General features: G+C 66.5%; 17 protein-coding genes and 1 pseudogene. 2 read left to right on the top strand and 16 right to left on the bottom strand.

The features are described 5' to 3' along the window. Positions 1 to 24 precede the first annotated feature (24 nt). Positions 25 to 492, bottom strand: a pseudogene (locus ACFY3C_RS21815) (DUF5753 domain-containing protein); the annotation flags it as partial. 183 nt (positions 493 to 675) lie between these two features. On the opposite strand from ACFY3C_RS21815, the gene ACFY3C_RS21810 reads away from it, so the two are divergent. Next, positions 676 to 1,077, top strand: a complete 402-nt coding sequence (locus ACFY3C_RS21810; protein WP_390771919.1) for a YrhB domain-containing protein — start codon at positions 676 to 678, stop codon at positions 1,075 to 1,077. A gap of 641 nt (positions 1,078 to 1,718) precedes the next feature. Here ACFY3C_RS21810 and ACFY3C_RS21805 read toward each other — a convergent pair. The 5 genes from ACFY3C_RS21805 to rpsL all read right to left on the bottom strand — a co-directional run bounded on the left by ACFY3C_RS21805 (position 1,719) and on the right by rpsL (position 6,984). Further along, positions 1,719 to 2,264 carry a hypothetical protein gene (locus tag ACFY3C_RS21805; RefSeq protein ID WP_386577183.1) on the bottom strand — a complete coding sequence of 182 codons (546 nt, stop codon included), beginning with the start codon at positions 2,262 to 2,264 and terminating at the stop codon, positions 1,719 to 1,721. 360 nt (positions 2,265 to 2,624) lie between these two features. Further along, entirely contained in the window at positions 2,625 to 3,818 is a 1,194-nt protein-coding gene (gene tuf, locus ACFY3C_RS21800) for an elongation factor Tu (RefSeq protein ID WP_020941664.1), read from the bottom strand. Positions 3,819 to 3,973: 155 nt separating this feature from the next. Beyond that, a complete protein-coding gene (fusA, locus tag ACFY3C_RS21795) occupies positions 3,974 to 6,100 on the bottom strand; it encodes an elongation factor G (protein WP_386577182.1) in 2,127 nt (708 codons plus the stop codon). Between the two features lie 39 nt (positions 6,101 to 6,139). Next, complete coding sequence (rpsG, locus tag ACFY3C_RS21790) at positions 6,140 to 6,610, bottom strand: 30S ribosomal protein S7 (RefSeq protein ID WP_003992340.1); 471 nt, start codon at positions 6,608 to 6,610, stop codon at positions 6,140 to 6,142. Between the two features lie 2 nt (positions 6,611 to 6,612). Then, a complete protein-coding gene (gene rpsL, locus ACFY3C_RS21785) occupies positions 6,613 to 6,984 on the bottom strand; it encodes a 30S ribosomal protein S12 (protein ID WP_003948652.1) in 372 nt (123 codons plus the stop codon). Positions 6,985 to 7,378: 394 nt separating this feature from the next. On the opposite strand from rpsL, the gene ACFY3C_RS21780 reads away from it, so the two are divergent. After that, positions 7,379 to 8,374 carry a hypothetical protein gene (locus tag ACFY3C_RS21780; protein ID WP_390771918.1) on the top strand — a complete coding sequence of 332 codons (996 nt, stop codon included), beginning with the start codon at positions 7,379 to 7,381 and terminating at the stop codon, positions 8,372 to 8,374. On the opposite strand, the gene ACFY3C_RS21775 is transcribed toward ACFY3C_RS21780, so the two are convergent. From ACFY3C_RS21775 to secE, 10 genes are all read right to left on the bottom strand, one after another. Next, on the bottom strand, positions 8,319 to 8,954 hold the full coding sequence (locus ACFY3C_RS21775) for a hypothetical protein (protein ID WP_390771917.1): 636 nt from the start codon (positions 8,952 to 8,954) through the stop codon (positions 8,319 to 8,321). The genes ACFY3C_RS21780 and ACFY3C_RS21775 overlap by 56 nt on opposite strands. Positions 8,955 to 9,129: 175 nt before the next feature. Continuing rightward, positions 9,130 to 13,029, bottom strand: coding sequence for a DNA-directed RNA polymerase subunit beta' (locus ACFY3C_RS21770; protein WP_386577179.1), 3,900 nt, complete (start codon positions 13,027 to 13,029; stop codon positions 9,130 to 9,132). A gap of 97 nt (positions 13,030 to 13,126) precedes the next feature. Next, positions 13,127 to 16,612 (bottom strand): DNA-directed RNA polymerase subunit beta, encoded by a 3,486-nt coding sequence (rpoB, locus tag ACFY3C_RS21765; protein WP_386577178.1) that lies wholly within the window; start codon positions 16,610 to 16,612, stop codon positions 13,127 to 13,129. 569 nt (positions 16,613 to 17,181) lie between these two features. Beyond that, a complete protein-coding gene (gene rplL / locus ACFY3C_RS21760; protein WP_389187562.1) occupies positions 17,182 to 17,565 on the bottom strand; it encodes a 50S ribosomal protein L7/L12 in 384 nt (127 codons plus the stop codon). A gap of 115 nt (positions 17,566 to 17,680) precedes the next feature. Further along, positions 17,681 to 18,211, bottom strand: a complete 531-nt coding sequence (gene rplJ / locus ACFY3C_RS21755; RefSeq protein ID WP_390771916.1) for a 50S ribosomal protein L10 — start codon at positions 18,209 to 18,211, stop codon at positions 17,681 to 17,683. A 314-nt stretch (positions 18,212 to 18,525) separates the two neighbouring features. Next, complete coding sequence (locus ACFY3C_RS21750; RefSeq protein ID WP_390771915.1) at positions 18,526 to 19,440, bottom strand: hypothetical protein; 915 nt, start codon at positions 19,438 to 19,440, stop codon at positions 18,526 to 18,528. A gap of 164 nt (positions 19,441 to 19,604) precedes the next feature. Continuing rightward, positions 19,605 to 20,330 (bottom strand): 50S ribosomal protein L1, encoded by a 726-nt coding sequence (gene rplA / locus ACFY3C_RS21745; protein ID WP_145886696.1) that lies wholly within the window; start codon positions 20,328 to 20,330, stop codon positions 19,605 to 19,607. Between the two features lie 81 nt (positions 20,331 to 20,411). After that, the gene (rplK, locus tag ACFY3C_RS21740) at positions 20,412 to 20,846 is read right to left on the bottom strand and encodes a 50S ribosomal protein L11 (protein ID WP_037858373.1); all 435 of its coding nucleotides are present in this window, start codon (positions 20,844 to 20,846) and stop codon (positions 20,412 to 20,414) included. Positions 20,847 to 21,037: 191 nt separating this feature from the next. Further along, positions 21,038 to 21,874 carry a transcription termination/antitermination protein NusG gene (gene nusG, locus ACFY3C_RS21735; protein WP_386577174.1) on the bottom strand — a complete coding sequence of 279 codons (837 nt, stop codon included), beginning with the start codon at positions 21,872 to 21,874 and terminating at the stop codon, positions 21,038 to 21,040. A gap of 80 nt (positions 21,875 to 21,954) precedes the next feature. Beyond that, positions 21,955 to 22,242, bottom strand: coding sequence for a preprotein translocase subunit SecE (gene secE, locus ACFY3C_RS21730; RefSeq protein ID WP_386577173.1), 288 nt, complete (start codon positions 22,240 to 22,242; stop codon positions 21,955 to 21,957). Positions 22,243 to 22,289: the final 47 nt, after the last annotated feature.

Genomic DNA, 22,289 nt, shown 5'->3' with positions numbered 1-22,289 from the left:
CCTTGCCGTTTCCTTTACTGCGGGTTAGGCGATCCGTGAGGCGTACGTGACGAAGTCGGCCAGCGCTTGCTCGATGAAGACCAGAGATTCCTCTGGCGTGAGCGCCTGCGCCCGGATGATGCCATGGCGCAGATCGAGGACCCGGAGCCGGCTCGGGTTCGAGACCGGGCGGCCCGCGAAGTCATCATCGGTACGGCCAACCCCCGTCCCATCCACGAACTTCAGCACCTCGATCACACCACCCGTCCCGGGATGGTCGCGCGGACGGTCGGCATCATCTGTAGCTCCACGAACGGCAACCGGGCCACCTCCAGCATGTGTTCGAGCTGTCGGCGCAACACCATTGCGTCCCCGATCGGGCGGCGCAGCGTCACCTCTTCCTGGACGAAACTCAGCTCCGGTGCGGGCGACCGCTCGAAGACGGACTTCCGGGCCATGCGAGCAGCAACCATCCGCTCCAGGGTCGTCCGGCGAACAGGCCGGCCGCCAGGTACATTGGCCGCCAGCTCGGCCACGATGCGCTGCGCCGCGTCCAACGGGAGCCCCCAGTTCCGGAGTTGCGCCGTGAGCACAGGGCACGGAGTTTTCCTGAACGGCCAAAGCGGAGCCCTCGGAAGACTGGAGCAGGGCGTCTCGCGTATCGGCTACATTCCGTATCGATAGTGGAGTTGGATAATGCTGCCCAAGAATGAAGCGGTGGCGGCGGCCGCCGCATACCTGAAAACCTTCGCCTATCCCGACCGGGCTGATTCCGTGGTCATGCTTCCGGACACGGCAATCGAATTCATCTACGGCTGGACGGTGCGTTTCGACTTCAAGGAGCACTTGGAGACGGGTGCCCCTGCCGCGGCCCCGTTCTCTTCGGTCATCGTCGTCCCACACGACGGAACGGCTGCCCACTTCGCTCCGACCTTCCCGCCGACGGAGGAGTACATGGAGATGCGGGCTTCCGGTAAACAGAGCCTGCCCTCGGTGGTCATCCACTGCCGGGGATTCGACAGGGTCACGGTGAGGTCGCGGCGGACGATGGCGCGCGCCACCACGTCGCTGGGCCCGTGGGCCTCCACCAGCGGGTAGACGAAGGTGTAATCGGCGTGCACCCGCACCTCACCCCGCCGGGCGGCGGCGACCGTCATATGGCCACGCACCTTGACGACATCGCCGGCCAGGCGCGCCTCGTCCGGATCGAAACGGCTCACCACACCGGTGGGATCGTGCTTGCTCGTCGGCGCGGCCAGCGACCGCAGCAGCCAGGCCGTCCTTGCCGGCTGCTTCGGATCGAGCAGTGCCAGGGCCTTGTCGGGCAGCCCGCCACGCAGCACCGCCGGATCCGGGTTGGTGTCCACCAGGAACTCCTTCGTGCGGCGCAGGGCGAGCGCGACGGTCAGCACCTCCCCGGCCACACGGGCCCGGTCCGCCACCCCAGCGGACTCCAGGGCTGCGGCTCCGGCGCCCGCCTGCGCCACCGCCGTCGCCCGCCGCCCTCGGACTTCTTCTTGAGCCGCACATGGTCGTCCTGCTGACGGGGAAGCACGAGAACGGCAAGGGCGTACGGCCCCCACCGCACAAGATCACTCAACGGTAGACACCGTGCTCGCCACCACAGGCCGTGCACAGGGCGCTGTGGGGATCGTGCGGAACGCGTGACGGAATCGGTACGGGGATGAGCTCACGCTGGTGAACTCGATCTCAGCCACTCACGGACACAGCCATATCCGTCAAGGGAACCGCACCGACCGCAGTACCCGCGCCGTCTCCGCGTGCCCGGTGTAGTCCAGGAAGAGCAGCTTGGACACCGGCAGGTACCAGGCCTGGGGTGAGAAGCGGTAGCCGTTCCCACAGGAGGCGTTCCAGCGGTCGTACCAGGCCTGGTGGGTGCCCACGGCGCGCAGGCCGGACGCCACGGGCGGCGTCGACGTACCGCTGACGCCGTTGAGGGAGCCGTCCGCCAGACGCGGCTGGACGGGGCAGGGCTGCACGTCGGTGGCGGAGTACCAGCCGCCGGGCTGGCCGGCCTCGTAGGCGCGGTTCTCGTTGCCGGGGAGGTAGCCGGATTTGATGTCGAGGCCGGCGCAACCGAACATCTCGGGAAGTCCGGCCCGCTGCACGGGTTCGAGACAGGCGTCCGTGCCGTACCTGACCAGGGTCCAGCCCGGAGGCCTCTCGAACGACAGCCGGGCGAAGGTCACGCGCGGCCACACGGGGCGGGTCGGTGTCGCAGACGCGGACGGGGTGGTGCGGGCGGGCTTCGGCGAGGAGGACACCGATGCGCTGGGAGAAGGCGCCGGGGGCGGCGGAGTCGACCGGCGGGGTGTCGGGGACGCCTTGGCCGGGGTGGGGTCTGCCGCGGCATCGCTGTGCTCGGCGGGGCCGCATGCGGCGAGCGCCGCCACGGAAAGGATCGCAGCAGCCGACAGCAGGGGTCTGTGGCGCTTCGGTCTGTGGCGCTTCTTCATGGGTGGTCCAGGTCACTTCGGCGTCGTACGGGAGTGTGTCACCCGCCTGCCCGTCCGTGAATCTCCCCTGCATAACGACCTGAACAGCGAAGAGGCCCGTACGACCGAAGTCGTACGGGCCCCTCCGACAGCTACCAGGTCGAAGACCCGGGCCGGATCAGCTCAAGATCACTTGTTGATCTTGGTGACCTGGCCGGCGCCCACGGTCCGGCCACCCTCACGGATGGCGAACTTCAGGCCCTCTTCCATGGCGACGGGCTGGATGAGCTCCACCTTCATCTCGGTGTTGTCACCCGGCATGACCATCTCGGTGCCCTCGGGGAGGGTCACAACGCCGGTCACGTCCGTCGTACGGAAGTAGAACTGCGGACGGTAGTTGTTGAAGAACGGCGTGTGGCGGCCACCCTCGTCCTTGGAGAGGATGTAGGCCTGCGCCTCGAACTCGGTGTGCGGGGTGACCGAGCCCGGCTTGATGATGACCTGGCCGCGCTCGACGTCCTCGCGCTTGATGCCACGGAGCAGCAGACCGACGTTCTCACCGGCCTGGCCCTCGTCGAGCAGCTTGCGGAACATCTCGATGCCGGTGACCGTGGTGGTGGTCTTCTCGGTCTTGATGCCGATGATGTCGACGGTCTCGTTGACCTTGAGGACACCACGCTCGATACGACCGGTGACGACGGTGCCACGACCGGTGATCGTGAAGACGTCCTCGATCGGCATCAGGAACGGCTTGTCGACGTCACGCTCGGGCTCGGGGATGTTCTCGTCCACAGCCTGCATCAGGTTGAGGACGGACTGGCCCCACTCCTTGTCGCCCTCGAGGGCCTTGAGCGCGGAGACACGGACGACCGGCAGGTCGTCGCCCGGGAACTCGTACTCGGAGAGGAGCTCACGGACCTCGAGCTCGACGAGCTCCAGGATCTCCTCGTCGTCCACCATGTCGGCCTTGTTCAGGGCGACGACGATGTACGGAACGCCGACCTGACGGGCCAGGAGCACGTGCTCCTTGGTCTGCGGCATCGGGCCGTCGGTGGCGGCGACCACGAGGATGGCGCCGTCCATCTGGGCAGCACCGGTGATCATGTTCTTGATGTAGTCCGCGTGACCGGGGCAGTCGACGTGGGCGTAGTGACGGGTCTCCGTCTGGTACTCGACGTGCGCGATGGAGATGGTGATACCGCGCTGGCGCTCCTCAGGAGCCTTGTCGATCTGGTCGAACGCCGAGGCCTCGTTCAGGTCCGGGAACGCGTCGTGCAGCACCTTGGTAATGGCGGCCGTGAGGGTCGTCTTACCGTGGTCGATGTGACCGATGGTGCCGATGTTGACGTGCGGCTTAGTCCGCTCGAACTTCGCCTTCGCCACTGGGGTCCTCCTGTGGAGTGGTTCTGAACGCCTTGCTTCATCGGCGCCAGGTGATCTTTGCTGGAAAGCCCGGAACCCGGGGCAAACATCCAGGAATGCGGGTGTTTGCCCCTTGAGGCTCCGGAGTCAAGCCTAAAGCGTGTGAACGCGGTGCGTTACTCGCCCTTGGCCTTCGCGATGATCTCCTCGGCGACGTTCCGCGGAACCTCGGCGTAGGAGTCGAACTGCATGGAGTAGCTCGCACGGCCGGACGTCTTGCTGCGCAGGTCGCCGACGTAACCGAACATCTCCGAGAGGGGCACGAGGCCCTTCACGACGCGGGCACCGGCCCGCTCCTCCATGGCCTGGATCTGGCCACGGCGGGAGTTGATGTCGCCGATGACCTCACCCATGTAGTCCTCGGGCGTGGTGACCTCGACGGCCATCATCGGCTCGAGGAGCACGGGGCTGGCCTTGCGCGCGGCCTCCTTGAAGGCCTGCGAACCGGCGATCTTGAACGCGAGCTCGGAGGAGTCGACCTCGTGGTAGCCACCGTCGATGAGGATGACGCGCACGCCGGTCATCTCGTAGCCCGCGAGGATGCCGAACTGCATGGCCTCCTGAGCACCGGCGTCCACCGAAGGGATGTACTCCTTCGGGATACGGCCACCGGTCACCTTGTTCACGAACTCGTACGAGGCGTCGCCGCCCTCGATGGGCTCGATCGCGATCTGCACCTTGGCGAACTGGCCGGTACCACCAGTCTGCTTCTTGTGCGTGTAGTCGACGCGCTCGACGGCCTTGCGGATCGTCTCGCGGTACGCCACCTGCGGCTTGCCGACGTTGGCCTCGACCTTGAACTCACGGCGCATACGGTCGACCAGCACCTCGAGGTGCAGCTCGCCCATACCACCGATGATGGTCTGGCCGGTCTCCTCGTCCGAGTGGACCTGGAAGGACGGGTCCTCCTCGGCCAGGCGCTGGATCGCGACGCCCAGCTTCTCCTGGTCGCCCTTCGACTTGGGCTCGATGGCGACCTGGATGACCGGCGCCGGGAAGTCCATGGACTCCAGGATGACCGGGGCCTTGTCGTCGCACAGCGTCTCACCGGTCGTGGTCTGCTTCAGACCCATGACGGCGATGATGTCGCCGGCGCCCACCGAGTCGATCTCCTCACGCTTGTTCGCGTGCATGCGGTAGATCTTGCCGATGCGCTCCTTCTTGCCCTTGACGGAGTTCAGCACGGCGGTGCCGGACTCCAGGCGGCCCGAGTAGACCCGGACGAAGGTGAGCTTGCCGAGGTGCGGGTCGCTCATGATCTTGAACGCCAGAGCCGACAGCGGCTCCTCGTCGGACGGCTTGCGCTTGACGACCGTCTCCGGGTCCTTGACGTCGTGACCCTCGATGGCCTCGACGTCCAGGGGGGAGGGGAGGTAGCGCACGACCGCGTCGAGCAGGGGCTGAACACCCTTGTTCTTGAACGCGGTACCGCAGAACACCGGGGTGACCGTGGTGTCCTTGGACTTGCCGGACGCGATGGTGATGCGACGGATCGCGGCGTACAGCTGCTCCACGGAAGGCTCGGTGCCCTCCAGGTACAGCTCCATGATCTCTTCGTCGTTCTCGGCCACGGCCTCGAGCAGCTTGCCGCGGTACTCCTCGGCAGCCTCGGTGTGCGTGTCCGGGATGTCGACGACGTCGTACATCTCGCCCTTGGTGGCCTCGGCGGACCAGACCAGGGCCTTCATCGTCACGAGGTCGACGACGCCCTTGAAGTCGGCCTCGGCACCGATCGGGAGCTGCATCACGATCGGCTGAGCGCCCAGGCGGTCAGAGATCATGTCGACGCAGCGGTGGAACTCGGCACCGGTCCGGTCGAGCTTGTTGACGAAGCAGATACGCGGAACGCCGTAACGGTCCGCCTGACGCCACACGGTCTCGGACTGCGGCTCAACGCCGGCGACGCCGTCGAACACCGTCACAGCACCGTCGAGCACGCGCAGGGAACGCTCCACCTCGACGGTGAAGTCGACGTGGCCCGGCGTGTCGATGATGTTGATGGTGTGGTCGACGTCTTCCAGCGGCCAGTGGCAGGTGGTGGCAGCAGAGGTGATCGTGATGCCACGCTCCTGCTCCTGCTCCATCCAGTCCATGGTGGCAGCGCCGTCGTGGACCTCACCGATCTTGTACGACACACCGGTGTAGAACAGGATCCGCTCAGTGGTGGTCGTCTTGCCCGCGTCGATGTGGGCCATGATCCCGATGTTGCGGACCTTGGCCAGGTCAAGTGAAGTGGTAGCCATAAGGCTTCAGTCTTCTCTCGGTCTCGATGTGGGTAGCGACTACCAGCGGTAGTGCGCGAAGGCCTTGTTGGACTCGGCCATCTTGTGCGTGTCCTCGCGCTTCTTCACAGCGGCACCAAGGCCGTTGGAGGCGTCGAGGAGCTCGTTGAGCAGACGCTCGGTCATGGTCTTCTCGCGACGGGCGCGGGAGTAACCGACGAGCCAGCGCAGCGCGAGGGTGTTGGCGCGACCGGGCTTGACCTCGATCGGCACCTGGTACGTCGCACCACCGACACGGCGGGACTTGACCTCGAGGGTCGGCTTGATGTTCTCCAGCGCGCGCTTCAGCGTGATGATCGGGTCGTTGCCCGTCTTCTCACGCAGACCCTCCATGGCGCCGTAGACGATGCGCTCGGCGGTGGAGCGCTTGCCGTTCAGCAGCACCTTGTTGATCAGGGAGGTCACCAGAGGAGAACCGTAGACCGGGTCGATGATGACCGGGCGCTTCGGGGCGGGGCCCTTACGAGGCATTCTTACTTCTCCTTCTTGGCGCCGTAGCGGCTGCGGGCCTGCTTGCGGTTCTTGACACCCTGGGTGTCGAGCGAACCACGGATGATCTTGTAGCGAACACCCGGCAGGTCCTTCACACGGCCGCCGCGCACGAGCACGATGGAGTGCTCCTGCAGGTTGTGTCCCTCACCCGGAATGTAAGCGGTGACCTCGATCCCGCTGGTCAGACGCACACGCGCGACCTTACGCAGGGCCGAGTTCGGCTTCTTCGGGGTGGTCGTGAACACACGCGTGCAGACGCCACGACGCTGAGGAGAGCCCTCAAGTGCGGGCGTCTTGTTCTTCTCGACCTTGTCCTGCCGGCCCTTGCGGACCAGCTGCTGGATCGTAGGCACTACTTCTCCGGTTTCTGTGTGCCGATAGGTAAAGCTAACCTGGAACGTCGCCGACCCACGCGGTCGGGTGTGTCGAATCTCGCGGACCTTTGCCGCAAGGCGAAAAGGGCGCAGATTACGGTGGCCGGTGTCGGCTCGCCATGCGGTTGAAGGCACGCACGAGAGCCAGGGCACACCCCAGGCACAAGGTCTGAGCGTACCTACCTCATTCGCTGTGGTCAAAACAAATGGAGTCCGGCGGCCCCGAGCTGCGGGCGATGTCAAGCCGCTGTACCCTACGTGATCTTCGAATCGGCGATCGACGCATGTCAGGACGACCGGTTCGCGGGGAACGGTCAGCCGGGCGGAGGGTCTCCGCGTGCGGGCCCGACGGCGCGCGAACAGACTGAGACCCATGACCGCGCCGCAGGAGCCGCCGGCCGGCCCCCAGCCCCCGCCCGGGCGCTCTCCCGTGTCGACGTTCGTGGAGAAGGCGGCGCTCGTCGCGGCACCGGGGACCATCGCACTCGCTCTGCTCTACTACTTCGGCAGCATCTACATCAGGGAGTATTACTCCACCCTCGGCGTGGTGCCCGAGGACCTCGGGATGTCCATCCAGAACGTCATGGCCACCAGCACGAGCGCGATCTTCCTTCCGCTGTGCGTCCTGCTGGCCGGCGGGCTGATCATGTTCCTGGTGTTCGGCTGGCTGGAACAGGCGCTGGCCGGGCCGGAGCATGCCGTGCGTCGCCGTGCGGCGATCATCCTGCTGCTCGCCGTCGGCATCGCCATGGTGTTCCTGGGCCTCCCGGCTCTCGTGGCGGACCCGGTGGTCCCTTTCCCGGCGGGCTGGCCACGCGTGTTCATGCCGGCCGTGCTGGTGGCCGTGGGGTCCACGCTGGCCGTCTGCGCGGTCCATCTGCGGCTCAACCAGAGCACCGGCCTACGGGCCCGGCGACGGGCCCCTGACGGCGACCGGGTGTGGCTGGCGATCGGCGCGCTGCTCATCGGGCTCCTGACGGTGAGCCTGTTCTTCGACATGGCGCAGTACGCGGCGGTCGTCGGCCACAGCAACGCCAAGCTGGACGCGAAGCAGGGGTACAAGCGGCTGCCGGCCGTGGTGATCCATTCCCGGGTGCCCCTCACCCACAACGCGAGGGACATCGAGTTCAAGGACCACGGCAGCGCGAACGGGCCGTACCGGTACGAGTACCGGGGCTTCCGCCTCCTGGCGAAGGCACCGGCACGCTTCTATCTGATCTCCCACACCGCGCACTACAGGGACGGTGTGGTGGTGCTGCCCGACGACGGCACCGCCTGGCTGGAGATCCGCGCCTCCGGGAGAACGCCGGGCGCTACGTCTGCAGCTCCGGCGTCTCGTCCTCGGGCGGGGTCTCCGGCTCGGTGGTGACGGGCTCGGACGTCGTGGGACCCGGGGTGGTCGGACCCGTGTCCGAGGTCGAGGCCTCGTCCGCCTCGCCGTGGATGGGGGCGGTGACGGTGGAACCGTCGGCCATCGTGAGGGTCAACTCCCCCTCGTACGGCCCCGGTTCCGTCGGCGTGTACCGGAAGGTCACCGTGCAGCCGTCCGCCGGCACCTCGCCCTGACACCCCTCGGCGATCTCGACCTCTTCACCGTTGATCTCGCCCCTGACATCCTGCAGGGGCGGGGGCGGCCGCTCCTGCGACACCGTGATCTCCACCTCCCCTTGGACCGGCTCACCCACCTGCGTCCTCGACAGCTTGATGTCCGACGCCGTGGACTCCTCGTTGTCACCGTCCAGGAAGACGTCCGCGTCCGACTCGGCCGGGTTCGAGGTCGTCACGGTCTCGTCCGGGGTCGGCGTCTCGGACCCGTTCTCCTCCGTGTCGGTGGACTCGGTCTCGATGGGCACCGGCGGCGTCGGCCCGCCGCCCCCGCAGGCAGCCGTCGTCGCCAGCGCGGCCAGCGCCGCCGCCACGACAAGACGCCGGGCAGTCGCTGAAGTCATGACGTCGCCACCTACGCCTCCGCTCGGCCGGGTTCGGCACAACCTCGCACACCGGCCGGCCGGGAAGCGTGGACGGACGTAGCCGACACGGAGCGATCACTCGAACGAAAGACCCGAACAACGCCGAAGGGCGGTCACCCCACGGGGTGACCGCCCTTCAGTTCAAGCTGCTCGCTTACTGGTTGTACGGACCGTAGTCGTAGTCCTCCAGCGGAACGGCCTGGCCGGAGCCGGTGCCGAACGGCGAGTAGTCGATGTCGTCGTAGCCGACGGCCGAGTACATCGCGGCCTTGGCCTCCTCGGTCGGCTCGACCCGGATGTTGCGGTAGCGGGACAGACCCGTACCGGCCGGGATGAGCTTACCGATGATGACGTTCTCCTTGAGGCCGATGAGGCTGTCGGACTTGGCGTTGATCGCCGCGTCCGTCAGAACTCGGGTCGTCTCCTGGAAGGAGGCGGCCGACAGCCAGGACTCCGTCGCCAGCGAGGCCTTGGTGATACCCATCAGCTGCGGACGACCGGAGGCCGGGTGACCGCCCTCCTGGACCACACGACGGTTCTCGGTCTCGAACTTCGAGCGCTCGACCAGCTCACCGGGCAGCAGCTCGGCGTCGCCGGACTCGATGATCGTCACGCGGCGGAGCATCTGCCGGATGATGATCTCGATGTGCTTGTCGTGGATCGACACACCCTGCGAGTTGTAGACCTTCTGGACCTCGCCGACCAGGTGGACCTGGACGGCACGCTGACCCAGGATGCGCAGCACGTCGTGCGGGTTGGTGGCACCCACGGTGAGCTGCTGGCCCACCTCGACGTGGTCGCCCTCGCGGACCAGGACCTTGGCACGCTTCGAGATCGGGAACGCCGTCTCGTCGCTGCCGTCGTCCGGGGTGACGACGATCTTCTTGGTCTTCTCGGTCTCCTCGATCCGGATGCGGCCGGAGGCCTCGGAGATCGGGGCGACACCCTTCGGGGTACGGGCCTCGAAGAGCTCGACGACACGGGGCAGACCCTGGGTGATGTCGTCACCGGCCACACCACCGGTGTGGAAGGTACGCATCGTCAGCTGGGTACCGGGCTCACCGATGGACTGGGCGGCGATGATGCCGACCGCCTCACCGATGTCGACCAGCTTGCCGGTGGCCAGCGAACGGCCGTAGCACATCGCGCAGGTACCGACGGCGGACTCGCAGGTCAGGACCGAGCGGGTCTTGACCTCCTCGACGCCACGGCCGACCAGCTCCTCGATGAGGACGTCGCCCAGGTCGGTGCCGGCCGGGGCCAGCACCTGGCCGTCGACCACGATGTCCTCGGCGAGGCAGCGCGCGTACACGGACGTCTCGACGTTCTCCGTCTTGCGCAGCGTGCCGTCTGCCGCGCGGTCCGCGATCCGGAGCTTGAGACCGCGCTCGGTGCCGCAGTCCTCCTCGCGGATGATGACGTCCTGCGAGACGTCCACCAGACGACGGGTCAGGTAACCCGAGTCGGCGGTACGCAGGGCGGTGTCCGCCAGACCCTTACGGGCACCGTGCGTGGAGATGAAGTACTCCAGCACGGAGAGGCCCTCACGGAAGGACGCCTTGATCGGACGCGGGATGGTCTCGTTCTTCGCGTTCGACACCAGACCACGCATACCGGCGATCTGCCGCATCTGCATCATGTTTCCTCGGGCACCCGAGTCAACCATCATGAAGATGGGGTTCGTCTTGGGGAAGTTCTCGTTCATCGCCTCGGCGACCTCGTTGGTCGCCTTGGTCCAGATCGCGATGAGTTCCTGAGTGCGCTCTTCCTTGGTGATCAGACCGCGCTCGTACTGCTTCTGGACCTTCTCGTCCTGCGCCTCGTAGCCCGCGACGATCGCCTTCTTCGCCTCGGGGACGACGACGTCGGAGATGGCCACGGTGACACCGGAGCGGGTGCCCCAGTAGAAGCCGGCCGCCTTCAGGTTGTCGAGCGTCGCCGCCACGATGACCTTGGGGTAGCGCTCCGCGAGGTCGTTGACGATCTCGCCGAGCTGCTTCTTGCCCACCGAGTAGTCGACGAACGGGTAGTCCTCGGGCAGCAGCTCGTTGAAGAGCGCACGGCCCAGGGTCGTCCGCAGACGGAAGGTGTCACCCGGCTGCCACTCGGGCTCGCCCTCCTCGCGCACCGGCGGGGTCCAGCCGCGCGGCGGGATGGTGCCCACCGGGAAGCGGATGTCGACCGCGGACTGGAGCGCCAGCTCGCCGGCGTCGAACGCCATGGTCGCCTCGGCGGTGGAACCGAACGCCCGACCCTCGCCCTTGGTGTCCCGCAGCTCGCCGTCGGTGGTGAGGAAGAACAGACCGAGGACCATGTCCTGGGTCGGCATCGTCACCGGACGGCCGTCGGCCGGCTTGAGGATGTTGTTCGAGGACAGCATCAGGATGCGGGCCTCGGCCTGCGCCTCCGCGGACAGCGGCAGGTGCACGGCCATCTGGTCACCGTCGAAGTCCGCGTTGAACGCGGTGCAGACGAGCGGGTGGATCTGGATGGCCTTGCCCTCGACCAGCTGCGGCTCGAAGGCCTGGATGCCGAGGCGGTGCAGGGTGGGAGCACGGTTCAGCAGCACCGGGTGCTCGGCGATGACCTCTTCGAGGACGTCGTACACGACGGTGCGGCCGCGCTCCACCATGCGCTTGGCGCTCTTGATGTTCTGCGCGTGGTTCAGGTCGACCAGGCGCTTCATCACGAACGGCTTGAACAGCTCCAGCGCCATGGCCTTGGGCAGACCACACTGGTGCAGCTTCAGCTGCGGGCCGACGACGATGACGGAACGCGCCGAGTAGTCGACTCGCTTACCGAGCAGGTTCTGACGGAATCGACCCTGCTTACCCTTCAGCATGTCGCTGAGGGACTTCAGCGGACGGTTGCCGGGGCCCGTGACCGGGCGACCACGACGGCCGTTGTCGAAGAGCGCGTCGACGGCCTCCTGGAGCATGCGCTTCTCGTTGTTCACGATGATCTCGGGCGCACCGAGGTCGAGGAGGCGCTTCAGGCGGTTGTTGCGGTTGATCACACGGCGGTACAGGTCGTTCAGGTCGGAGGTCGCGAAGCGGCCACCGTCCAGCTGCACCATCGGACGCAGGTCCGGCGGGATGACCGGCACGCAGTCGAGCACCATGCCCTTGGGGCTGTTGCTGGTCTGCAGGAACGCGGAGACGACCTTGAGGCGCTTGAGCGCACGGGTCTTCTTCTGGCCCTTGCCGGTACGGATGATCTCGCGGAGACGCTCGGCCTCCTCCTCGAGGTCGAAGGACTCCAGGCGCTTCTGCAGCGCCGCGGCACCCATCGAGCCGTCGAAGTACGTGCCGAAGCGGTCACGCAGCTCGCGGTAGAGCAGCTCGTCGCCCTCGAGGTCCTGGACCTTGAGGTTCTTGAACCGGTTCCACACCTCGTCGAGACGGTCGATCTCGCGCTGCGCACGGTCGCGCAGCTGCTTCATCTCGCGCTCGGCACCCTCGCGCACCTTGCGGCGCACGTCGGCCTTGGCACCCTCGGCCTCCAGCTCGGCCAGGTCGGCCTCGAGCTTCTTGGCGCGGGCCTCCAGGTCGGAGTCGCGACGGTTCTCGATCTGCTGGCGCTCGACCGAGACGTGCGCCTCCAGGGAGGGCAGGTCGCGGGTGCGGCGCTCCTCGTCGACGTACGTGATCATATACGCCGCGAAGTAGATGACCTTCTCGAGGTCCTTGGGCGCCAGGTCCAGCAGGTAGCCGAGGCGCGAAGGAACACCCTTGAAGTACCAGATGTGCGTGACGGGCGCGGCCAGCTCGATGTGGCCCATCCGCTCACGGCGCACCTTGGCGCGCGTGACCTCGACGCCACAGCGCTCGCAGATGATGCCCTTGAAGCGGACGCGCTTGTACTTGCCGCAGTAGCACTCCCAGTCCCGGGTCGGACCGAAGATCTTCTCGCAGAAGAGTCCGTCCTTTTCGGGCTTGAGGGTGCGGTAGTTGATGGTCTCGGGCTTCTTGACCTCGCCGTGGCTCCACTGACGGATGTCGTCCGCGGTGGCCAGGCCGATCCGGAGCTCGTCGAAGAAGTTGACGTCGAGCACTATGCGTCAATCCCTCTCAGGGTCGTAAGTCTGTGGTCTGAAACGGGGGCCTGGGGGTCGGCGGGGCCCTGTGGGTAAGGGCCCCGCCGGACTCCCGTCAGACCTCTTCGACGCTGCTCGGCTCGCGCCGGGACAGGTCGATACCGAGCTCCTCCGCAGCGCGGAAGACGTCCTCGTCGGTGTCACGCATCTCGATGGACATACCGTCGCTGGACAGCACCTCCACGTTCAGGCAGAGCGACTGCATCTCCTTGATGAGCACCTTGAAGGACTCGGGGATGCCGGGCTCGGGGATGTTCTCGCCCTTGACGATGGCCTCGTAGACCTTCACGCGGCCGGTGACGTCGTCGGACTTGATGGTCAGCAGCTCCTGGAGGGCGTACGCGGCGCCGTAGGCCTCGAGGGCCCACACCTCCATCTCGCCGAAGCGCTGGCCACCGAACTGGGCCTTACCACCCAGCGGCTGCTGGGTGATCATCGAGTACGGCCCGGTCGAACGGGCGTGCAGCTTGTCGTCGACCAGGTGGTGCAGCTTCAGGATGTACATGTAGCCGACCGAGATCGGGTCCGGGAACGGCTCACCGCTACGGCCGTCGAACAGCCGCGCCTTGCCGGACGGGAGCACCATGCGCTCGCCGTCGCGGTTCGGGATGGTGTGCTGCAGCAGACCCGCCAGCTCGTCCTCACGGGCACCGTCGAACACCGGGGTGGCGACGTTGGTGCCGGGGGCGACCTGGTCGGCGCCGATGGCCTGCAGACGCTGCGCCCACTCGTCCGCGAGGCCGGAGACGTCCCAGCCGCGGCTGGCGAGCCAGCCGAGGTGGATCTCCAGGACCTGTCCCGGGTTCATTCGGGACGGGACACCCAGCGGGTTGAGGATGATGTCGACCGGGGTGCCGTCCTCCAGGAACGGCATGTCCTCGATCGGGTTGATCTTGGAGATGACACCCTTGTTGCCGTGGCGGCCGGCGAGCTTGTCACCGTCGGTGATCTTGCGCTTCTGCGCGACGTAGACGCGGACCAGCTGGTTCACGCCCGGCGGCAGCTCGTCGCCCTCCTCGCGGTCGAAGACGCGCACGCCGATGACCTTGCCGGTCTCACCGTGCGGCACCTTCAGCGAGGTGTCACGGACCTCACGGGCCTTCTCACCGAAGATCGCGCGCAGCAGGCGCTCCTCGGGGGTCAGCTCGGTCTCACCCTTCGGGGTCACCTTGCCGACGAGGATGTCACCGGCGATGACCTCGGCACCGATGCGGATGATGCCGCGCTCGTCGAGGTCGGCGAGGACCTCCTCGGAGACGTTCGGGATGTCCCGGGTGATCTCCTCGGGGCCGAGCTTGGTGTCACGGGCGTCGACCTCGTGCTCCTCGATGTGGATCGAGGAGAGGACGTCGTCCTGCACGAGGCGCTGCGACAGGATGATCGCGTCCTCGTAGTTGTGACCCTCCCACGGCATGAACGCCACGAGCAGGTTCTTGCCGAGGGCCATCTCACCGTTCTCGGTGGCCGGACCGTCGGCGAGGACCTGGCCCTCGATGATCCGGTCGCCCTCGTTGACGACGACCTTCTGGTTGACCGAGGTGCCCTGGTTGGAGCGGGCGAACTTGTGCAGGCGGTACGTGATGTACGTGCCGTCGTCGTTGGCCGTGGTGATGTAGTCCGCGGAGACCTCCTGGACCACACCCGCCTTCTCGGCCTTGACCACGTCGCCGGCGTCGACGGCGGAGCGGTACTCCATGCCGGTACCGACGAGCGGGGCCTCCGACTTGATGAGCGGAACGGCCTGACGCATCATGTTCGCGCCCATGAGGGCACGGTTGGCGTCGTCGTGCTCGAGGAAGGGGATCATGGCGGTCGCGACCGACACCATCTGGCGCGGCGAGACGTCCATGTAGTCGACGTCCTCGGGGCTGACGTAGTCGACCTCACCGCCACGGCGGCGGACCAGGACACGCGCCTCGACGAACCGGAGGTCGTCGTTCAGCGTGGCGTTGGCCTGCGCGATGACGAAGCGGTCCTCCTCGTCGGCGGTCAGGTAGTCGACCTCGTCGGTGACCTGGCCGTTGTTCACCTTGCGGTACGGGGTCTCGACGAAACCGAACGCGTTGACCCGGCCGTAGGAGGCGAGCGAGCCGATCAGACCGATGTTCGGGCCTTCAGGGGTCTCGATCGGGCACATGCGGCCGTAGTGCGACGGGTGCACGTCACGGACCTCGAAGCCGGCCCGCTCACGGGAGAGACCACCCGGGCCAAGAGCCGACAGACGGCGCTTGTGGGTGAGACCCGACAGCGGGTTGTTCTGGTCCATGAACTGGGACAGCTGGCTGGTGCCGAAGAACTCCTTGATGGAGGCGACGACCGGCCGGATGTTGATCAGGGTCTGCGGCGTGATCGCCTCGACGTCCTGGGTGGTCATGCGCTCGCGCACGACACGCTCCATACGGGCGAGACCCGTACGGACCTGGTTCTGGATCAGCTCGCCGACGCTGCGCAGACGACGGTTGCCGAAGTGGTCGATGTCGTCCGTCTCGACGACGATCGTGTCGCCGTTGTCACCGGTGGTCTCGGTCTCGCCGGCGTGCAGCTGCACCAGGTACTTGATCGTCGAGATGATGTCCTCGACGGTCAGGATGCCCGCGTCGAGCGGAGCGTCCGCGCCCAGCTTCTTGTTGACCTTGTAGCGGCCGACCTTGGCGAGGTCGTAGCGCTTCGGGTTGAAGTAGAGGTTCTCGAGCAGCGTCTGCGCGGCCTCACGCGTGGGGGGCTCGCCCGGACGCAGCTTGCGGTAGATGTCGAGCAGCGCGTCGTCCTGGCCCTGGGTGTGGTCCTTCTCCAGGGTGGCGCGCATCGACTCGTAGTCGCCGAACTCCTCGAGGATCTGCTCGGTCGTCCAGCCGAGCGCCTTGAGCAGCACGGTGACCGACTGCTTGCGCTTGCGGTCGATGCGGACACCGACCATGTCGCGCTTGTCGATCTCCATCTCCAGCCAGGCACCCCGGGACGGGATGATCTTGGCGGAGAAGATGTCCTTGTCGGACGTCTTGTCGATGCTGGAGTCGAAGTAGACACCGGGGGAACGGACCAGCTGAGACACCACGACACGCTCGGTGCCGTTGATGACGAAGGTGCCCTTGTTCGTCATGAGCGGGAAGTCGCCCATGAAGACGGTCTGGGACTTGATCTCGCCGGTCTCGTTGTTGGTGAACTCGGCGGTGACGAAGAGCGGAGCCGCGTACGTGAAGTCGCGCTCCTTGCACTCGTCGATGGAGTTCTTCGGCGGCTCGAAGCGGTGGTCCCGGAACGTCAGGGACATCGACCCGGAGAAGTCCTCGATCGGGGAGATCTCCTCGAAGATCTCCTCCAGACCGGACTTGGTGGGGACGTCCTGACCGTTCTCAAGAGCCTCCTCGACCCGACTCTGCCAGGCGGTGTTGCCGAGCAGCCAGTCGAAGCTCTCGGTCTGCAGCGCGAGCAGGTTCGGAACCTCAAGAGGCTCCTTGATCTTTGCAAAGGAGATGCGCAGCGGGGCGGTGCTGGCGCCGTTGTTCGTATTCGCGGTCGAGGCGTTGCGCGAGGCGGCCAAGAGGGGGTCCTTCCGAGGGCTCGGACTCACTACGCGCGTGCCGGTCCCTCTCCGTACACAGAGACAGAAACCCCAGGTCAAGGGAGCTTCGGTCATCGATGCTGGAGTGAGGGCAGACCCCTGGTGACGGGCAGGGGACAGCTAACAGGCAGCGCAAAGGGTCAGTGTAGCCACTTGGCACACTGATGTCCAGTGCGGGTTTTTCGAGACCCTCGTTGTGCTCAACACCCTTGTCAACGCCCTCGGCATGCTGCCCTCAACGCACGTTGATACTGCCCTCTTCGTCGTCGATCCATGCCTCGGATTCGGATCCTTGTGACGACGCGTCCTGAGAATTGCGCGCTGCGTGCGGTTCGTCAAGGCCCCCCAGCCCAAACGGGACCGTCCGGAGACACGACGAAGATCACCATACCCGCCGCCACCACGGGTGCAAGGCAACCGAGGCCGGACCCCCGGATACACCGAAGAGCGACCACCCGGATGGATGATCGCTCTTCGGTGCGTTCGCGTTACAGCCCTAGGAGGCCGTACTCAGCGCGCGGAGAGAGTCGCGGGGACTCCGAGAGGTCTTACTTGACCTCGACGGAGGCGCCGGCGCCCTTGAGGGACTCGGCGGCCTTCTCGGCGGCGTCCTTGGCGACCTTCTCGAGGACGGGCTTCGGGGCACCGTCGACGAGGTCCTTGGCCTCCTTCAGACCCAGCGAGGTCAGCTCACGCACGACCTTGATGACCTGGATCTTCTTGTCGCCGGCGCCGGTGAGGATGACGTCGAACTCGTCCTTCTCCTCAGCAGCCTCGACCGGGGCGCCGGGGACGGCGGGGCCCGCAACGGCGACCGCGGCGGCGGCGGTGACGTCGAACTTCTCCTCGAAGGCCTTCACGAACTCGGAGAGCTCGATGAGGGTCATCTCCTCGAACTGGGCGAGCAGGTCTTCCTGGCTGAGCTTCGCCATGATGGGCGATCCTTCCACTAAATCGGCGGGTGCCGGGTGTACTGGGTAAGGCGGGCGTACGTCGGGCCCGCATCGACCCTCACCTCATGCGGCGAGGATCAGAAAGCGAGCCGAGTTACTCGGCACCGCCCTGCTCGTCCTGCTTGGCACGAAGCGCGTCCACGGTGCGGACGAGCTTCGAGGGAAGCGCCTGGAAGAGCTGAGCAGTCTGCGACTGCTTGCCCTTGAAGGCACCCGCCAGCTTGGAGAGCAGAACCTCGCGGGACTCGAGGTCCGCAAGCTTCTTGATCTCATCGGCGGACAGCGCCTTACCCTCAAGGACACCGCCCTTGATGATGAGATTCGGGTTGTCCTTGGCGAAGTCACGCAGACCCTTCGCCGACTCCACCGGGTCACCGGTGACGAAGGCGACGGCCGTCGGACCAGCGAAGAGCTGGTCGTCCAGCGTGATCCCGGCCTCGTTGGCCGCAATCTTGGTCAGCGTGTTCTTCACCACGGCGTACTGGGCGTTCTCACCGAGCGACCGGCGCAGCGTCTTGAGCTGCGCCACGGTGAGACCGCGGTACTCGGTCAGCACGGCGGCGTTGGAGCTGCGGAACTTGTCCGTCAGCTCGGCAACCGCGGCAGCCTTGTCGGGCCTCGCCATAGAGCCTCGGCCTCCTTCCGGGTGATTCGGACCGCGCGGACCCGAAGGAGGACTGGGTAAAACAAACGCCCCGGCGCAGGCGCTCGGGGCGGACTCGACCGGCCGCACACGCATGAGCGCGTATGCTCCGGGAGTTCTTCCACGTCACCTGCGCGGGTCGCCCACTTTGCAGCGGATCCTTCGGCCACCGCACCCTCGTTAGAGCGCGCGGCAACGACCAGCGGTCTTTGGCTTCGGTAGGAGAGTACGGGACCGGGGCGGTGTCGAGCAAATCGGGCCCTACGGGGCCGCCCCGGTCCTTCTGGGTGCAGGCCTCAGGAGGCGGTGCTGGTGCTGCTGCCCGACACGGTCCCGGGGCCGCCGGCCTTCATCAGCTCCGTGAAGTCCTTGGTGTCGGCGGCCGGGGGCGCCTCGGCGGCGACCTTCACGCCGTAGTCGGTGTAGTAGGCCGTGCTGGTCATGGTGCCGGTCGCCATGTCCGCCTTCTCGATCTTCTTGACCAGCAGGTCCTGGCCGTCGACCCAGATGTCGATGGTCTCGGTGGTGACGCCCGCCTGGCTGAGCTGCTTCTTCAGGCCGGCCAGCTGGTCGGCGGTGAGGTTGCTGTTCTTGCCGGCGAGGTCGGCGACGTCGACCGTGCCCGAGTAGTGCGTGGCGTCGACGCCGGAGACCTTCTCCTGGCCGACCTTCTTCACGTCACCGGAGGCCAGCAGCAGCTTCACCGACTGGTTCGGCGTGGTGTTCTGCATCTGGTCCTTGAGGTACGCGCCGGAGCCGCCGCCGAGCTTGGCGAGGTCGTCGTACGCGTACTTGATCCAGTGCTTGCCGCCGAACTGCGCGGCGAACTTCTCGCTCATCTTCGCGTAGTAGGCGTCGGGCAGATAGCGGGCCTGCATCGACGTGGTGCCGGCCTTGCGCATCGCTTCGGCCATCTTGCCGCCGGTGTACGTGATGGTGAGGTTGCCCTTGAGGCCGTTGCCCCAGGCGAGGGCGCCGTCGGCCGTCATCGACATGGTGTCGCCGAGGGTCGTGCTGGAGCGCACCTTGGCCGACTCGGCCTTGTCCGTGGACTTCTCGGCGGAGAGCAGGGCGGCGAGGGGGCTGACATGCGTGACGCTCTTGCCGACCGTCTTGTCGCTCCCGGATTGCGAGCCGCAGGCGGCCACACCGGTCAGCGCGGTCACCACTGCGACGGAAAGGGTCACCCGGCGTACGGTCGTGCTCTTCATGTAGTCCCACCCCTATGCGAGTCCTGTGCCTGCAACGTAACCCAGGCCACTGACAGTCGTACGAAAAGTCGCACAAAGAAAGGACGGGCCCCGAACCTTTCAGGTTCCAGGGCCCGCCCTCTGCTTACGCGTACCTGACGCGGCTACCGGGGTGAGCGCGGGGCTCAGACGGCGGCCGGGTCCTCCTCGACGAGGAGGTTGCGGGTGCGGTTCGAGTCGACCGGAATGCCGGGGCCCATCGTGGTGCTGATGGCGGCCTTCTTGATGTAGCGACCCTTGGCGGCGGACGGCTTGAGACGGGTGATCTCCTCGAGCGCCGCGGCGTAGTTCTCCACCAGCTGGGTGTCCTCGAAGGACGTCTTGCCGATGATGAAGTGCAGGTTCGAGTGCTTGTCGACGCGGAACTCGATCTTGCCGCCCTTGATCTCGGTGACGGCCTTGGCCACGTCGGGGGTGACGGTGCCGGTCTTCGGGTTCGGCATCAGACCACGCGGACCGAGCACGCGGCCGAGGCGGCCGACCTTGCCCATGAGGTCCGGGGTGGCGACGACGGAGTCGAAGTCCAGGCGGCCCTTCGAGACCTCGTCGATCAGCTCGTCGGCGCCGACGATGTCGGCGCCCGCGGCACGCGCGGCCTCGGCACGGTCACCGGTCGCGAAGACCAGGACCCGGGCGGTCTTACCGGTGCCGTGCGGGAGGTTCACGGTGCCACGGACCATCTGGTCGGCCTTACGCGGGTCGACACCCAGACGGAAGGCGACCTCGACGGTGCCGTCGAACTTGGTCGTGGAGGTCTCCTTGGCGAGACGGACGGCCTCGAGCGGGGCGTACAGCTTCTCCCGGTCGACCTTGGCGTCCGCAGCGCGGAGAGCCTTGCTGCGCTTGCTCACAACTGCTCCTGTGTGTTCTGAGAGGAGTCGTGGTGTACGGGCCGAGCAGGCCCTACCACGGTGGTTCTACGAAGGTGGGCTTCAGCCCTCGACCGTGATGCCCATGGAGCGGGCGGTGCCAGCGATGATCTTGGACGCGGCGTCCAGGTCGTTGGCGTTCAGGTCGGGAAGCTTGGTCTGGGCGATCTCGCGGACCTGCGCCTCGGTGATCTTGGCGACCTTGGTCTTGTGCGGCTCGCCGGAGCCCTTCTCGACACCAGCGGCCTTGAGGATCATCTTCGCGGCCGGCGGGGTCTTGGTGACGAAGGTGAAGGAGCGGTCCTCGTAGACCGTGATCTCCACCGGGATCACCCAGCCACGCTGCGACTCGGTCGCGGCGTTGTAGGCCTTGCAGAACTCCATGATGTTGACGCCGTGCTGGCCGAGCGCGGGGCCGACCGGCGGGGCCGGGTTCGCCGCACCGGCGTTGATCTGGAGCTTGATGAGCCCCGTGACCTTCTTCTTCTTGGGAGGCATAGCTCTCCGGGTCCTTTCGATTCGGGTCCTGCCGGCATCCGGGGGCCACCCGGACGCAGGCATACCGCACAACGATAACGGGTATGGATGTGCGGCCAAAAACCGTGCAGGTCAGACTGTCCCCCGCAAGCGGGGGTACCCCCCAGCGAGAGCCTGCCTGACCTGCGCGGAAGCAATTGCTCCAGAAGGAACTAGTTCTTCTGGATCTGGTCGAAGGAGAGCTCGACCGGCGTCTCGCGGCCGAAGATCTCCACCAGGCCCTTGACCTTCTTCGAGTCGGGGTTGATCTCGTTGATGGTCGCCTGGAGCGTGGCGAACGGGCCGTCGGTGACGGTGACCGAGTCGCCGACCTCGAAGTCCAGCACCTGGACCTCGACCTTGCGCTGCGGGGCGGGCTTGCCCTCGGCCTCGGCGGCCTCGCGGGCGGCCTTCTCCTCCGCCTCCGGGGCGAGCATCTTGACGATCTCGTCCAGGGTCAGCGGGTAGGGGTCGTAGGCGTTGCCCACGAAGCCGGTGACGCCGGGGGTGTTGCGGACGACGCCCCAGGACTCGTTGGTCAGGTCCATGCGGACCAGGACGTAACCCGGCAGCTTGTTCTGCTTGATCGTCTTGCGGTCGCCGTTCTTGATCTGGACGACCTCTTCCTGCGGCACCTCGGCCTGGAAGATGTAGTCCTCGACGTTCAGCGAGACGGCACGCTGCTCCAGGTTCGTCTTCACGCGGTTCTCGTAGCCGGCGTACGTGTGGATGACGTACCACTCGCCGGGCAGGGACCGCAGCTCCGCGCGCAGAGCCTCGACCGGGTCGACCGGGGCGGCGGCCTCCGCCTCGACCTCTTCCTCGGTCTCGACCGTTTCCTCGGCCTCGTCCTCGTCCTCGACGTGCACAGCGGCCTCCTCGGCCGGCTCGCCCGCCTCGGCCTCGGCAGCCTCGAACTCGTCCTGCTCGTCCGCGCCCTCGACGATGTCGAGCTCGTCGTCCACCGTCTCGTCCGGCTCGATGGCGTCGTTCAGGTTCGGGTCAGACACGATGGCTGCTTCTTCCTGGATACATAGGGGTAGAACATGCGAAAACGGGCGCCGGTACCACGGCGCCCTTCGCTCTTGGCTCAGCCGAAGACGTACTTGGCCGCGTGGTTGAGCCCATAGTCAATCACGGTCACCAGGGCGATCATGATGGTGACGAAGAAGATCACCACGGTGGTGTACGACGTCAGCTGATTGCGCGTCGGCCAGACGACCTTGCGGAGTTCCGCGATGACCTGTCGGTAGAAGATGGCGAGGCGCTTCAGCGGGCCCTTCTTGGCGCGCTTACCACCCTTGCGGGCCTTCTTCTTGGTCTCCAGCGCCTCGTCCTGGGCATCAGGCGTGTCGATGGAGCCCACGGCGTCCGTCATTCGTCCTCACCTGATTCCGGGTCGTGGCCGTGCCGCGCCCGGTCTGA

It is taken from the genome of Streptomyces sp. NPDC001410 (genome assembly GCF_042895235.1).
Lineage (GTDB): Bacteria > Actinomycetota > Actinomycetes > Streptomycetales > Streptomycetaceae > Streptomyces.
The sequence above is the reverse complement of the archived record's forward strand: the minus strand, read 5'-3'. Positions and strand labels throughout refer to the sequence as shown.

What these genes read in the sequence shown, in the direction of transcription:
- ACFY3C_RS21810 (WP_390771919.1), top strand. Translation starts at nt 676, where the DNA reads ATGCTGCCCAAGAATGAAGCGGTGGCGGCGGCCGCCGCATACCTGAAA.
- fusA (WP_386577182.1), bottom strand. Translation starts at nt 6,100, where the DNA reads ATGGCTACCACTTCACTTGACCTGGCCAAGGTCCGCAACATCGGGATC.
- rpsG (WP_003992340.1), bottom strand. Translation starts at nt 6,610, where the DNA reads ATGCCTCGTAAGGGCCCCGCCCCGAAGCGCCCGGTCATCATCGACCCG.
- ACFY3C_RS21780 (WP_390771918.1), top strand. Translation starts at nt 7,379, where the DNA reads ATGACCGCGCCGCAGGAGCCGCCGGCCGGCCCCCAGCCCCCGCCCGGG.
- ACFY3C_RS21775 (WP_390771917.1), bottom strand. Translation starts at nt 8,954, where the DNA reads ATGACTTCAGCGACTGCCCGGCGTCTTGTCGTGGCGGCGGCGCTGGCC.
- rplL (WP_389187562.1), bottom strand. Translation starts at nt 17,565, where the DNA reads ATGGCGAAGCTCAGCCAGGAAGACCTGCTCGCCCAGTTCGAGGAGATG.
- rplJ (WP_390771916.1), bottom strand. Translation starts at nt 18,211, where the DNA reads ATGGCGAGGCCCGACAAGGCTGCCGCGGTTGCCGAGCTGACGGACAAG.
- ACFY3C_RS21750 (WP_390771915.1), bottom strand. Translation starts at nt 19,440, where the DNA reads ATGAAGAGCACGACCGTACGCCGGGTGACCCTTTCCGTCGCAGTGGTG.
- rplK (WP_037858373.1), bottom strand. Translation starts at nt 20,846, where the DNA reads ATGCCTCCCAAGAAGAAGAAGGTCACGGGGCTCATCAAGCTCCAGATC.
- secE (WP_386577173.1), bottom strand. Translation starts at nt 22,242, where the DNA reads ATGACGGACGCCGTGGGCTCCATCGACACGCCTGATGCCCAGGACGAG.